Source organism: Mumia sp. (assembly GCF_028803055.1).
Classification (GTDB): Bacteria; Actinomycetota; Actinomycetes; order Propionibacteriales; family Nocardioidaceae; genus Mumia.
In genome coordinates this window covers 1-13,822 of record NZ_JARBCJ010000082.1, presented here as the reverse complement: position 1 = coordinate 13,822, position 13,822 = coordinate 1, and the positions used below count along the sequence as shown (strand labels likewise).

10 protein-coding genes are annotated in these 13,822 nt (G+C 69.3%); 7 read left to right on the top strand and 3 right to left on the bottom strand.

The window, feature by feature from the left end:
• The 4 genes from PV363_RS09670 to PV363_RS09655 all read left to right on the top strand — a co-directional run.
• A partial coding sequence (locus PV363_RS09670) for an ATP-binding protein (protein WP_366525467.1) occupies positions 1-315 on the top strand: 315 nt, incomplete at its 5' end.
• Positions 312-980, top strand: coding sequence for a response regulator transcription factor (locus tag PV363_RS09665; RefSeq protein WP_301022221.1), 669 nt, complete (start codon positions 312-314; stop codon positions 978-980). The genes PV363_RS09670 and PV363_RS09665, both read left to right, overlap by 4 nt.
• A 74-nt stretch (positions 981-1,054) precedes the next feature.
• Positions 1,055-2,392, top strand: a complete 1,338-nt coding sequence (locus PV363_RS09660; RefSeq protein WP_301022220.1) for a protealysin inhibitor emfourin — start codon at positions 1,055-1,057, stop codon at positions 2,390-2,392.
• Positions 2,393-2,491: 99 nt separating this feature from the next.
• Positions 2,492-4,516: a copper-translocating P-type ATPase gene (locus PV363_RS09655; RefSeq protein ID WP_301022219.1), complete on the top strand. Its 2,025-nt coding sequence runs from the start codon at positions 2,492-2,494 to the stop codon at positions 4,514-4,516.
• Between the two features lie 64 nt (positions 4,517-4,580).
• Here PV363_RS09655 and PV363_RS09650 read toward each other — a convergent pair whose 3' ends face one another.
• Together PV363_RS09650 and PV363_RS09645 are read right to left on the bottom strand one after the other, a co-directional pair.
• Positions 4,581-5,867, bottom strand: a complete 1,287-nt coding sequence (locus tag PV363_RS09650; protein WP_220345289.1) for a fatty acid desaturase — start codon at positions 5,865-5,867, stop codon at positions 4,581-4,583.
• 10 nt (positions 5,868-5,877) lie between these two features.
• Complete coding sequence (locus PV363_RS09645) at positions 5,878-6,969, bottom strand: FAD-binding oxidoreductase (protein ID WP_301022218.1); 1,092 nt, start codon at positions 6,967-6,969, stop codon at positions 5,878-5,880.
• A gap of 166 nt (positions 6,970-7,135) precedes the next feature.
• On the opposite strand from PV363_RS09645, the gene zwf reads away from it, so the two are divergent.
• Positions 7,136-8,602, top strand: a complete 1,467-nt coding sequence (gene zwf, locus PV363_RS09640) for a glucose-6-phosphate dehydrogenase (RefSeq protein WP_220341981.1) — start codon at positions 7,136-7,138, stop codon at positions 8,600-8,602.
• 64 nt (positions 8,603-8,666) lie between these two features.
• Entirely contained in the window at positions 8,667-11,063 is a 2,397-nt protein-coding gene (locus tag PV363_RS09635) for an excinuclease ABC subunit UvrA (protein ID WP_301022217.1), read from the top strand.
• A gap of 18 nt (positions 11,064-11,081) precedes the next feature.
• On the opposite strand, the gene PV363_RS09630 is transcribed toward PV363_RS09635, so the two are convergent.
• Positions 11,082-11,441, bottom strand: a complete 360-nt coding sequence (locus PV363_RS09630) for a GntR family transcriptional regulator (RefSeq protein WP_220341979.1) — start codon at positions 11,439-11,441, stop codon at positions 11,082-11,084.
• A 130-nt stretch (positions 11,442-11,571) separates the two neighbouring features.
• Between PV363_RS09630 and pcrA the strand changes: the two genes are divergently transcribed.
• On the top strand, positions 11,572-13,822 hold a 2,251-nt coding region (gene pcrA, locus PV363_RS09625), incomplete at its 3' end, for a DNA helicase PcrA (protein ID WP_301022216.1).

The following is a 13,822-nucleotide window of genomic DNA, read 5'->3' as shown; positions in this document are numbered from 1 at the left end:
GCCATGACGAACGCGGCGAAGCACTCCGGTGCCGACCGCATCGACGTCTACGTCGAGGTCGGGAGTGCGGCGGCGGAGGTCTTCGTGCGCGATCGCGGCGTCGGGTTCGACCCGTCGGCGATCCGGGAGGACCGGTTGGGCATCCGCCGCTCGTTGGTGGCGCGCATGCACAGGCACGGCGGCACGGCCGTCGTACGCTCAGGACCAGGGGAGGGCACGGAGGTTCGACTCGCGTTGCCCCTCGTACGAGACAAGGCGCCCAGCGGCGCGCACGAGGCTGCGCGCAACGGCGCGGACGGAGGAGGAGACGCGTGAGCACCCCGACGCAGACCGGCAGCTTGAGGGACCTCGGCGTCCTGCTCGTCGACGACCACGCGATGTTCCGGACGGGTGTGCGGGCCGAGCTCGGCAGCACGGTCCGGATCGTGGCGGAGGCCGGGGACGTCGACGAGGCGGTGCGTGCGGTGGAGTCGTACCGTCCCGACGTGGTCCTGCTCGACGTCCACCTCCCGGGAGGCGGCGGTGCGGAGGTCCTCCGCCGGGTCGCGACCCGCTACCCGGACACGAAGTTCCTCGCCCTGTCGGTGAGCGACGCCGCCGAGGACGTCATCGGGGTGATCCGCGCGGGCGCCCGGGGCTACGTCACCAAGAACATCACGGGCGACGAGCTGGTGGACGCGATCCGTCGGGTGGCCGGTGGCGACGCGGTCTTCTCGCCGCGGCTGGCGGGATTCGTGCTCGACGCGTTCGCGGGGACGATCGAGGTCGCGCAGGTCGACTCCGACCTCGACCGGCTCACCGAGCGCGAACGTGAAGTGATGCGCCTGATCGCCCGTGGCTACGCCTACAAGGAGGTCGCCAAGGAGCTCTTCATCTCCGTGAAGACCGTCGAGACCCACGTGTCGTCCGTGCTGCGCAAGCTCCAGCTGTCGAGCCGTCACGAGCTCACCCGGTGGGCCAACGACCGCCGCCTGATCTGAGGCGCCCCGGACAGCGCCCTTGGGCGGCGCTCGACCGTGTCGCCGGTGTCGGTGCGGCACGGTAGACAAGACGCATGAGATGCCAGTTCGTGCCGCCGTACCTCCTCGACCGGCTCGCCGATGTCGGCCACGGCCACGCCGCCGACTGGTTCGGCCGCACCCGCGGGCTCGACGAGCGGCTGAGGGAGCGGCGCGCGACGACGTCACCGTCGGTCGCGCAGCCGCCCGACGCGGACGGGACCAAGACGATCTACAGCGCCGGGGGTGGGACGAGCCTGCCGGGCGACAAGGTCCGCGGTGACGCCGACCCGCCGACGGGAGACCAGGCGGTCGACGAGGCGTACGACAGCACCGGCATCGTGCACGAGCTGTTCTCCACCGTCTACGGACGCAGTGGCATCGATGACGCAGGCAGCACCGTCACCGTCACGGTCCACTTCGGGCGGGCCTACGACAACGCCTTCTGGGACGGTGACCAGCTGGTGTTCGGTGACGGAGACGGCGAGGTGTTCGAGCGGTTCACCAAACCGCCTGACGTGCTCTTCCACGAGTTCACCCACGGCGTCACGCAGTTCACCGCGGACCTGCGCTACTCGGGTCAGTCCGGTGCGCTCAACGAGTCGGTGTCCGACTGCTTCGCGGCCATGGCGCTCCAGCGCCAGTTCGACCAGACCGCCGAGCAGGCCGACTGGTTGATCGGCGAGGGCCTCTTCAAGCCGAGCATCAACGCCGTCGCGCTCCGCTCGATGCGCGAGCCCGGCACGGCGTACGACGACCCGCTGCTGGGCAGGGACCCGCAGGTCGGGTCCATGCGCGACTACGTCGAGACCACGGCCGACAACGGTGGCGTGCACATCAACTCCGGCATCCCCAACAAGGCGTTCACCCTCGCGGCGCTGCGCCTGGGCGGCTACACGTGGGAGCGCACCGGGAGGATCTGGTACGCCGCGCTGACCGGGGACGCGGTCGGACGTGACAGCGGGTTCGGCGAGTTCGCTGCCGCGACGGTCGCCGCGGCGGGGGACCTCTACGGCGAGGAGGAGGCCGACGCCGTGAGCGCGGCGTGGGAGGAGGTCGGTGTCACCCCGGGTCTCGATGCCGCGGATGCGGGCGCTCCGGCCCGTCGTTCGGGGCGGATCGTGGTGTCGCGCACGGGCGGCTTCACCGGCGTGGTGCGCGAGGCCGCGGTCGACGCCGACGAGGGGCCTCTCGGGGCCGAAGTGGCGTCGATTCTCCAGCAGGTCAACTTCACGGCGCTGCCCATCCGCGACGCCGATCCGCGGGGCGCCGACCGGTTCACCTACACGTTCACGTACGGCGACCAGCAGGTGACGGTCCCGGAGAGCGCGCTCACTCCCGAGCTCGAGCGGGTGGCCACGTTGGTTCTCGGCCGGTTGGCAGATACCCCCTAGGGGTATACTGTCGGTGGCATGAGCGGTCATCACCACGGGCCGGGGATGCCCACGGAACACGTGCACGGCAGACACGCAGGTCACGCCCACGACCCGGACATGGCGGGCCACGAGGGTCACGAGATGGCGGGCGAGGGGCACGCGGGCCACGGCGACCACGTCGGTCAGTTCCGTCGTCTGTTCTGGATCATGCTCGTCATCGCCGTGCCCGTCGTGGGCTTCTCCGGCATGTTCGCGGACATCGTCGGCTACGACCTTCCTGACGCGACCTGGGTCGGCTGGGTCTCTCCGCTGATCGGCACCGTGATGTACGCCTGGGGCGGCCAGCCGTTCCTGAGCGGCGCCGTGAGCGAGATCCGTGCACGCCAGCCGGGCATGATGCTGCTCATCGGGCTCGCGATCACCGTCGCGTTCGTGTCGTCGTGGGGTGCGAGTCTCGGGATCCTCCACCACCAGCTCGACTTCTGGTGGGAGCTCGCGCTGCTGATCGTCATCATGCTGCTCGGTCACTGGATCGAGATGCGCTCGCTCGCGCAGACGACCTCCGCGCTCGACTCGCTGGCGGCGCTCCTGCCGGACGAGGCAGAGCGTGTCGAGGGCGACCAGATCGTGACGGTCGCGCCGTCCCGGCTGCGGGTCGGCGACCTGGTCGTCGTACGCCCCGGTGGCAGCGTCCCCGCGGACGGACGCATCGTGGAGGGCGCCGCCGACATCGATGAGTCGATGGTGACGGGGGAGTCGCGGCCGGTCCCGCGCGGCGTCGGGGATCCCGTGGTCGCGGGGACGGTTGCCACCGACTCCGGTCTGCGGATCGAGGTCACCGCCGTCGGCGACCAGACCGCGCTCGCGGGCATCCAACGGCTGGTCACCGAGGCGCAGAGCTCGTCGTCGCGAGCCCAACGCCTCGCCGACACCGCTGCCGCGTGGCTGTTCTGGTTCGCGCTGGGTGCTGCTCTGATCACGGCACTGGTGTGGTCACTGATCGGTGAGCCCGACGAGGCGGTCGTCCGCACCATCACGGTCCTGGTCATCGCCTGTCCGCACGCCCTCGGGCTCGCCATCCCGCTGGTCGTGTCCATCGCGACCGAGCGCGCGGCCCGCGGCGGCGTCCTCGTCAAGGATCGTCTCGCCCTCGAGAGCATGCGCACCGTCGACGCGGTGCTGTTCGACAAGACCGGCACCCTGACCAAGGGCGAGCCCACCGTGACGGCCGTCGAGACCACCGGCGGGCGCAGCCCGGACGAGGTGCTCGCGCTCGCCGCCGCGGCGGAGTCCGACAGCGAGCACCCGCTCGCGAGGGCGATCACGGCCGCTGCTCGCGGCCGGGGTCTGACGGTGGGCGTCTCGGGCGGGTTCAGCTCGTCGCCGGCCGTGGGCGTGACCGCGGTGCTCGACGGCAGGCGGGTGCAGGTCGGAGGGCCTGCGCTCCTCGAGCAGGAAGGCGGGCGCGAGCTCGGTGTGGCCGAGGCGTGGCGGACGAAGGGCGCGATCATCCTCCACGTCCTCGTCGACGGGGAGGTGGCGGGTGCGCTCGCGCTCGCTGACGAGGTGCGCGAGGAGTCGAGGCAGGCCGTGGACGCCCTGCACTCGATCGGGGTGCAGGTCGTGATGATCACCGGTGACGCCGAGGCGGTGGCGCGGGCGGTCGCCGACGAGCTGGGCATCGACCGCGTCTACGCCGGTGTCCGCCCCGAGGACAAGGCTGCCAAAGTCTCCGAGCTGCAAGGAGAGGGACTCAAGGTCGCGATGGTCGGCGACGGCGTCAACGACGCACCGGCACTCGCCCAGGCCGACGTCGGGATCGCGATCGGCGCCGGCACCGACGTCGCGATCGCCTCTGCCGGCGTCATCCTGGCGAGCTCCGACCCGCGCTCGGTTCTCTCGGTGATCGCGCTGTCGCGGGCGACGTACCGCAAGATGAAGCAGAACCTCTGGTGGGCCGCGGGCTACAACCTGATCTCGGTGCCGCTCGCTGCGGGTGTCCTGGCGCCGGTCGGCTTCGTGCTCCCGATGTCGGTCGGAGCGATCCTGATGTCGGCGTCCACGGTGGTCGTCGCCCTCAACGCGCAGCTGCTCCGCCGCCTCGACCTCCGTCCCGACGTCGTCGGACGAGACGTCGCCTGAGACGACGATGCGTTCCGACCAGCGTGTGGTCGGAACGCATCGTCGCTCAGCACGAGCCGTACGGTCAGGCGGCCGTCGCCAGCGCCTCTCGTGCGGCCTTCTCGGCCTCGCGCTTCTCGCGACGCAGCGCCTTCGACTCCGGCGAGTTGCCGACCTTGTACGGGTCGGACGGCTTCTTGCCGAGAGCGGCGAGCTGACGGGCGACGCTGCCGATCTGCTTCGAGAGACGACCGGTGTTGTAGTGCAGGTTGTACTTCTCGACGAGTCGGCGCACGTCCTTCGCGACCTCGGGATAGCGGCGCGCCGGGATGTCGGGGAAGAGGTGGTGCTCGATCTGGTAGGACAGGTTGCCCGACATCACGTGGAAGAGCTTGGAGCCGGTGATGTTCGCCGAGCCGAGCAGCTGGCGGAGGTACCACTGGCCGCGCGTCTCGTTCTGGGCCTCCTCCTCGGTGAACGTCTCCACCTCGGCGGGGAAGTGCCCGCAGAAGATGATGATGAACGTCCACACGTTGCGGATGATGTTGGCGGCGACGTTGCCGCCGAGCACGGCCAGCGGGACCCACCAGGCGGTGAACGGCACGAGCGCGACCGAGGCGAGCGGGAAGGCGACGTAGTCCTTGACGACCTGACGACGCACCTTCTGAAGCGCACGCTTCTTGCGGGCGGTGAACTCAGCCTTGCTCATGCGGCCACCGAGGTACTCGTCCAGCTCGATGCCGTGGTACATCACGCCCCACTCGAAGAAGAGCATGAGGAGCGACGCCAGCGGCAGGTTGAACCGGTGGCTCGGGTACCAGGGCTGCTCGTCGTCGATCCGGAACAGGTTGTAGCCGATGTCCCGGTCCATTCCGTGGATGTTGGTGTAGGTGTGGTGGATGTAGTTGTGGCCGTGCTTCCAGTCCTGGGCCGGCGCCACGTTGTCCCACTCGTACTTCTTGCCGTCGACGACCGGGTCGTTCATCCAGTCGTACTGGCCGTGCATCACGTTGTGCCCGATCTCCATGTTCTCGAGGATCTTGGAGATGCCGAGGCTCGCGATGCCGCCGACGAAGGCGGGCGGGAAGAACGGCATGAAGACGCCGACGCGGCCGACGACGTCGCACACGCGCTGTGCCTTGATCACGCGGCGGATGTAGTCGGCGTCCTTCTGGCCGAGGTCGTCCAGGACGCGCTGGCGCACCTTGTCGAGCTCCTTGCCGAACTCCTCGAGCTGCTCGTACGTCATCAGGTCCAGCCCGATGGTGGCGCGGGTCGAGGCGTCCTCGCCGACGAGGGGGACGGGCGCCTGGTTGTGGTTGCTGGCGCTGAGCGGCTCGATCGGGGCGCGCTTCTTGCGGTAGTGGGACATGGGTTACCTCTCAGAGGGCGACGTTGACGTCGCCGACGGGGACCTGGACGCAGATCTTGACGGTCTCGTCGGTGTTGGCGGTGACCTCGCCCGAGATGACATGGCGGACGGCACCGTGGTTCTTCTTGATGGCGCAGGTGTTGCAGACGCCCATGCGGCAGCCGAAGTCGGGCGTGAGCCCGGCCTTCTCGGCCTGCTCGAGGATGGTCGCGCCGGAGTTGGCGGCGTCGATGCCGCTGTCGTCGAAGGTGAGGGTCCCGGTCGCGTCTGCTGCGGAGAGATCGACCGTCGGGACCTTGAAGTATTCCTGGCGCAGCTGCGCTGCGGCGCCGATCTCGTCGTACGCGTCCCGCACCGACGCGATGAGCCCGGCAGGCCCGCACACGTAGGTGAGAGTGGTGGTGGGGTCGACGTCGAGATGCTTGAGATGGACGAGGTCGAACCGCCCGGTCAGCTCGGCGTCGGGCTCGGGGACACGGGTGTAGACGCGGACCACGCGCACCGCGCCGTACGAGGCGGCGAGCTCGTCGAGCTCGGCGGAGAACATCTCGTCCTCGCGGCTGCGGGCGTAGTGGAGGAAGGTGACGCGCCCCGTGTGGCCGTCGTCGCGGAGCGTCCGCAGCATCGACATGACGGGTGTGATCCCGCTGCCGCCGGAGAGCAGCAGCAGGTCCTCTGGGACGGTCTCGGGCAGCACGAACTCGCCGGCGGCCTGAGACAGGTGCACCAGGGTCCCCGGGGCCAGCTCGTGGTGCAGGTACTGGGAGACGTAGCCGTCCGGGTGCGCCTTGACGGAGACGCTGAAGAGCCCGTCCTTGCGGCGGGCTGAGCTGGAGACCGAGAAGACGCGCACGCGGCGCTTGCCGTCGACCTCCACGCCGAACTCGACGTGCTGCCCGGGCGCGAAGCCCTCCCAGACGCCGTTGGGCCGGAGCACGACCGTGCTGGCGACACCGGTCTCGTGGATCACCTCGACGACCCGGGCGCGGACGTGCTGCACCACGAGCATGGGGTGGATCTGGTCGAGATAGTGGTCGATGGTGTGGGGCGAGGTCAGGGCAGCGATCGGACGCGAGGCGAGCGCCTTGCGGACGATTCCCATGGGGCCTCCGAGGGTTCAGTGAACGGCCGTGCACCAACAACCTACGCAACCGTAGGTTGGTCGGCAACCCCGCTTGGCTGTGACGGCGGTCACGAGACTCCCCGGTCGCCCCTCGTTGCGGTCGCTCCACCATCGAGATCCGCGGGCGCGCACTACGCTGAGGCGCATGGAGTCGCAGTCGTACGTCATCGTTCTGTTCGGGGCGACGGGGGACCTGGCACGGCGCAAGCTGCTGCCAGGGCTGCTCCACCTCTGGCAGGCCGGCCTGCTCCAGGACGCCCGGATCGTCGGCACGTCGCTCGACGACATGGACCTCGACAAGTTCCGCACGCTGACGCGTGACGCGGTCGACGAGTTCAGCACGCCGGCACCCACCGACGAGGCATGGGCCGAGTTCGCCGGCATGCTCCGCTGGGCGCCTGGTGACGAGGGCGCAGACGGGCTTGCCGCCGTCGTTCGCAAGGCCGAGTCCGAGGTCAGCGGCGAGCCGCAGGTCCTGCACTACCTGAGCGTTCCGCCCAAGGCCGCGCTGTCGGTCGTGCACGAGATCGACGAGGCCGGCCTGGCGCCGCGCTCGCGGATCATCATGGAGAAGCCCTTCGGCACCGACCTCGCGTCGGCCCGGCGTCTGAACGCGGCGCTCCACGAGGTGTTCCGCGAGGACCAGATCTTTCGTATCGACCACTTCCTCGGCAAGGAGGCGGCGCAGAACATCCTGGCGTTCCGCTTCGCCAACGGCCTGTTCGAGCCGATCTGGAACCGCAACCACATCGAACACGTCCAGATCGACGTGCCGGAGACACTGGGGCTCGGTGGGCGGATCGGGTTCTACGAGGAGACCGGCGCCTATCGGGACATGGTCGTGACCCACCTCTTCCAGGTGCTCGGCTTCGTCGCCATGGAGCCGCCGACGGCACTCACCCCGCACGCGATCACCGAGGAGAAGAACAAGGTCTTCCGGTCGATGCTGCCCATCGAGCCCGCCGACGTCGTCCGCGGCCAGTACGCGGGCTACCGCGAGGAGCCGGCCGTGTCGGACGACTCCGAGACGGAGACGTTCATCGCGCTGCGGTGCTGGATCGACAACTGGCGGTGGGCGGGAGTGCCGTTCTACCTCCGTACGGGCAAGAAGCTCGCCGAAGGCGCGCGGATCATCTCGATCGCGTTCCGGGAGCCGCCCAAGAGCATGTTCCCCGAGGGGTCGGGTGTGGGTGCGCAGGGCCCGGACCACCTGACGTTCGACCTCGCGGACCGCGCGCGGCTGTCGCTGTCGTTCTACGGCAAGAAGCCCGGGCACGGCATGCGGATGGACAAGTACTCGATGCAGTTCTCGTTCCACGAGGACCCCGGCGCGGTGTCGGCCCTCGAGGCGTACGAGCGGCTCATCTACGACGCGATGCGCGGCGACCACACGCTGTTCACGACCGCCGACGGCATCGAGCAGCTGTGGGGTCTCTCGCAACAGCTCATCGACCACCCGTCGCCGGTCAGGGTCTACCCGCCGGGCTCGTGGGGGCCGAACGCGATCCACCAGCTGATCGCGCCGAACGCCTGGCGGTTGCCGTTCGAGCGCCCGTGGCGGGAGCACAAGGATGAGCCGCACGACGACGGGCACACGGAGACGCCGCGCTGACGGCCCGCTCGGAGGTCAGGACTGAAGAAGCGACGGGAGCTCGCTCGCCGCTAGCGTGGCGGCCATGGACACCGCCCGCCACCCCGCTCCTCCTCCCCAGGCCGACTCCGACCACGCGGCGGACCGCCACGACCTGATCCGCGTGCAGGGCGCGCGCGAGAACAACCTCAAGGACGTGAGCGTCGAGATCCCCAAGCGCCGGCTCACGGCGTTCACCGGGGTCTCCGGCTCCGGCAAGAGCTCGTTGGTCTTCGCCACGATCGCCGCGGAGTCTCAGCGGATGATCAACGAGACGTACTCGGCGTTCGTCCAGGGCTTCATGCCGTCGCTCGCGCGTCCCGAGGTGGACCATCTGGAAGGGCTCACCACGGCGATCATCGTTGATCAGGAGCGCATGGGGGCGAACCCGCGCTCCACGGTCGGCACCGCCACCGACGCCAACGCGATGCTGCGGATCCTCTTCAGCCGCCTCGGCACCCCGCACATCGGGCCGCCGACGGCCTTCGCGTTCAACGTCCCGACCCGTACGGCGAGCGGCGTGATGAAGACCGAGAAGGGCGGGAAGGAGGAGAAGACGGTCGTCCGCGGCGCGGTCTACCAGGGCGGCATGTGTGCGCGCTGCGAGGGGATGGGAGTGACCAGCGACTTCGACCTGACCGCGTTGTACGACGAGTCGAAGAGTCTCGAGGAGGGCGCGCTGACCGTCCCGGGATACAGCATGGACGGCTGGTACGGACGCATCTTCAGCGGCGCCGGCATCCCGATGGACAAGCCGATCGCGAAATTCACCAAGAAGGAGCTCCAGCAGCTCCTCTACGCGGAGCCGACCAAGATCAAGGTCGAGGGCATCAACCTCACGTACGAGGGTCTGATCCCCAAGATCCAGAAGTCGATGCTCTCGAAGGACGTCGACGCCATGCAGCCGCACGTGCGTCGATTCGTGGAGCGCGCGATCACGTTCACGACCTGCCCCGACTGCGACGGCACCCGGCTGAGCAAGGAGGCGCTCTCCTCGACGATCCGGGGAAAGAACATCGCCGACCTCTGCCGGATGCAGATCAGCGACCTCGCGGCGTGGATGCGTGAGCTCGACGAGCCGGGAGTCGCCCCCCTCGTCCGCGGCCTCCAGCACCTGCTCGTCGCGTTCCAGGAGATCGGCCTGGGATACCTGAGCCTCGAGCGTCCCGCCGGCACGCTGTCGGGCGGCGAGGCGCAGCGGACCAAGATGATCCGCCACCTCGGCTCGTCCCTCACCGACGTCACGTACGTCTTCGACGAGCCCACCATCGGGCTCCACCCGCACGACATCGAGCGGATGAACCAGCTGCTCCTCCAGCTGCGCGACAAGGGCAACACCGTCCTCGTCGTCGAGCACAAGCCGGAGACGATCGCGATCGCCGACCACGTGATCGATCTCGGTCCCGGCGCGGGGACCAACGGCGGCACGATCTGCTACGAGGGCACGATCGAAGGGCTCCGGGAGAGCGACACGACCACCGGGCGCCACCTCGACGACCGCGCGAGGCTCAAGGAGGAGGTCCGCACGTCCACCGCGGCGCTCGAGATCCGTGGCGCGTCGATGCACAACCTGCAAGACGTGGACGTCGACGTGCCGCTGGGCGTGCTGTGCGTCGTCACCGGCGTCGCCGGCTCGGGCAAGAGCTCGCTGATCCACGGCTCGATCGCCGAGCGCGACGGCGTGGTCGTCGTCGACCAGGGCGCCATCAAGGGTTCGCGACGCAGCAACCCCGCGACGTACACGGGTCTGCTGGAGCCGATCCGCAAGGCCTTCGCCAAGGCCAACGGCGTGAAGCCGGCGCTGTTCAGCTCCAACTCGGAGGGAGCGTGCCCGGCCTGCAAGGGCGCAGGAGTGATCTTCACCGAGCTCGGGGTGATGGCGACCGTCGAGTCGACCTGCGAGGAGTGCGAGGGCCGGCGCTTCCAGGGATCGGTCCTCGAGTACACCTTCGGTGGCCGCAACATCGCCGAGGTGCTGGCGATGTCGGTGACCGATGCCGAGGCGTTCTTCAGCGACGGTGACGCACGGACACCGGCTGCGCACAAGATCCTCCACCGGCTGGTCGACGTCGGGCTCGGCTACCTCAGCCTCGGGCAGCCGCTGACGACCCTGTCGGGCGGAGAGCGGCAACGGCTCAAGCTGGCGGCGCAGATGGCCGAGAAGGGGGACGTCTACGTCCTCGACGAGCCGACCACCGGTCTCCACCTCGCCGACGTCGAGCAACTGCTCGCGCTGCTCGACCGGCTGGTGGACTCCGGGAGGTCGGTGGTGGTCATCGAGCACCACCAGGCCGTGATGGCCCACGCGGACTGGATCATCGATCTCGGTCCGGGAGCAGGCCACGACGGAGGCAGGGTCGTCTTCGAGGGCACCCCCGCTGATCTCGTCGCCGACCGGTCGACCCTCACCGGCAAGCACCTCGCGGACTACGTGGGCGTCTGAGCGCAGACTCGGTGGGCGTCAGAGCCAGCGGTCCTCGACCATCCTGACGCCTTCGGTGCGAGCCAGGCCCAGGCGGCGAAGCTCGCTGACGTAGGCGTCGGCCGCCGCGGCAGCGGCACGTGAGACGTCGGCTGTCATCACCGACGTACGGACGAACGTCCCGCGGCGCCCCAGCGTCTCGACGACGCCTTCGGCCTCCAGTGCGCGGTAGGCCTTCGCCACGGTGTTCACCGCGAGGCCGAGATCGTGGGCGAGCGCACGCACCGTCGGGATACGTGCCCCCGGACCCAGCGTGCCGTCGGCTGCCTGCGACGCGATCTGGCGGCGTACCTGCTCGTACGGGGGTTCACCCACGTCGGGATCAATGACGATGCGCACGTCGGCGCCTCCTTAGCTCGCAGTGACCCCCCTTGTCAAGAGTAGGCCGCCACTGGTGAACAGTGGGTCAGCTTGTTCCAGTACGCCCGGCGCGATCATGTCCGTCGGCCCCCGTAGGCTGGGGAGCACGATGAGCCTCCCGTTTCCCGTGCCCTCAGACCGCCTGCCGGGCGGCTCGCGACCCGGCGACGCCCGTACGACCCCCGCTCTCGGCAGCCCTGGCGGAGGCGGCCACGACGGTCCGAGCGACGAGGAGATCGAGGCGCGCCGCGCGGCGAAGGCAGACGCGCTGCTCGAGGGGCTCAACGACCCCCAGCGCGCGGCCGTCACCCACGCGGGCGGCCCGCTCCTGGTCGTCGCCGGCGCAGGCTCGGGCAAGACCCGTGTCCTGACGCGGCGCATCGCCTGGATGATCTCGCAGCACCACGTCCACCCGGGGTCGATCCTCGCGATCACCTTCACCAACAAGGCCGCTGCCGAGATGCGCGAGCGCGTCGCCGACCTCGTCGGCGGGCGCGCGCGGCTGATGTGGGTGTCGACGTTCCACTCGGCCTGCGTACGCATCCTCCGCAAGGAGGCCCAGCGCTTCGGCTACTCGTCGACGTTCACGATCTACGACGCGGCCGACTCCAAGCGCCTCATGACCCAGGTCTGCCGAGACCTCGAGCTCGACCCCAAGCGGTTCCCGCCGCGTGGAGTGCTCAACTGGGTCTCCAACCTCAAGAACGAGCTCGTCGACCACGAGCAGGCGTCATCCAAGGCGCACAACGACACCGAGCGCGCCTACGCCACGGCCTACGTGGCCTACCAAGAGCGTCTACGGGCGTCCAACGCCATGGACTTCGACGACCTCATCATGACCACGGTGCACCTGTTCCAGGCGTTCCCCGACGTCGCCGACGTCTATCGGCGCCGGTTCCGTCATGTGCTCGTCGACGAGTACCAGGACACCAACCACGCCCAGTACGTCCTCATCCGCGAGCTGTGCACCGAGCCCGACTCCGACCTGCTGGTGGTGGGCGACTCCGATCAGTCGATCTACGCCTTCCGCGGGGCCAACATCCGCAACATCCTCGAGTTCGAGGCCGACTTCCCGACAGCGACGACGATCATGCTCGAGCAGAACTACCGCTCGACGCAGTCGATCCTCGACGCGGCCAATGCCGTCATCTCCCGCAACGAGGGCCGCAAGAAAAAGAACCTGTGGTCCGCGCAGGGCAAGGGCGAGGCCATCATCGGCTACGTCGCCGACGACGAGCACGCCGAGGCGCAGTTCGTCGCCGACGAGGTGGACAGGCTGACCGACGAAGGGCTGGCCAAGCCCAGCGATGTCGCCGTCTTCTATCGGACCAACGCACAGTCGCGCGTGTTCGAGGAGGTCTTCATCCGCGTCGGCCTGCCCTACCGGGTCGTCGGCGGGGTGCGCTTCTACGAGCGCAAGGAGATCAAGGACGCGATCGCCTACCTCCGGGTGCTGGTCAACCCGGCCGACGCGGTCTCGCTGCGTCGCATCCTCAACACCCCCAAGCGCGGCATCGGAGACCGGGCAGAGGCCGTGGTCGGGGCGTACGCCGACCGTCTCCGCATCACGTTCTGGGAGGCGTTGCAGCGTGCGGAGGAGGCACCCGGCATCGCGACGCGGTCGCTCAAGCAGATCGCCGGCTTCGTCGAGACGATCACCGGCCTGCAGGAGATGGCGGCGTCGGGCGAGCCGGTCGACGTGGTTCTCGAGGCGACGCTGGCCCGCTCCGGCTACCTCGATGAGCTCGAGAACAGCACCGATCCGCAGGACGAGGCTCGCGTCGAGAACCTCTCCGAGCTGGTGGCCGTCGCGCGCGAGTTCGTCTCCGACGCCGCGACGCTCACCGCCGATGCGGGAGACGGTGACGCAGAGACCGCCGACGACGACGTCCTGCAGCCGGGTTCCGTGGCCGCGTTCCTCGAGCGCGTCTCGCTCGTCGCCGACGCCGACTCGATCCCGGACTCCGGCGACGGCATGGTCACCTTGATGACGCTGCACACGGCCAAGGGGCTGGAGTTCCCTGTCGTGTTCCTGACCGGGCTCGAGGAGTCGATCTTCCCGCACATGCGGTCGTTGGGTGATCCCAAGGAGCTCGAGGAGGAGCGCCGGATCGCCTACGTCGGGCTCACCCGGGCCGAGCAGCGGCTCTACGTCACCCGGGCGCTCGTACGCTCCGCCTGGGGCGCGCCCTCGCACAACCCGCCGTCGCGCTTCCTCGACGAGATCCCCGAGGACCTCGTCGACTGGAAGCGCACCCAGGCCGACACGACCACGTGGTCCGGCGGCTACCTGCCGCGCCGGACCTCCGCGGCCCCGTTGCGTTCGGCGACGGCTGACAAGGCGAGCAAGGCCAAGCGTG

Coding starts and splice junctions, on each gene's coding strand:
- PV363_RS09660 (WP_301022220.1), top strand. CDS start 1,055: ATGAGATGCCAGTTCGTGCCGCCGTACCTCCTCGACCGGCTCGCCGAT.
- PV363_RS09655 (WP_301022219.1), top strand. CDS start 2,492: ATGGCGGGCCACGAGGGTCACGAGATGGCGGGCGAGGGGCACGCGGGC.
- PV363_RS09650 (WP_220345289.1), bottom strand. CDS start 5,867: ATGTCCCACTACCGCAAGAAGCGCGCCCCGATCGAGCCGCTCAGCGCC.
- PV363_RS09645 (WP_301022218.1), bottom strand. CDS start 6,969: ATGGGAATCGTCCGCAAGGCGCTCGCCTCGCGTCCGATCGCTGCCCTG.
- zwf (WP_220341981.1), top strand. CDS start 7,136: ATGGAGTCGCAGTCGTACGTCATCGTTCTGTTCGGGGCGACGGGGGAC.
- PV363_RS09635 (WP_301022217.1), top strand. CDS start 8,667: ATGGACACCGCCCGCCACCCCGCTCCTCCTCCCCAGGCCGACTCCGAC.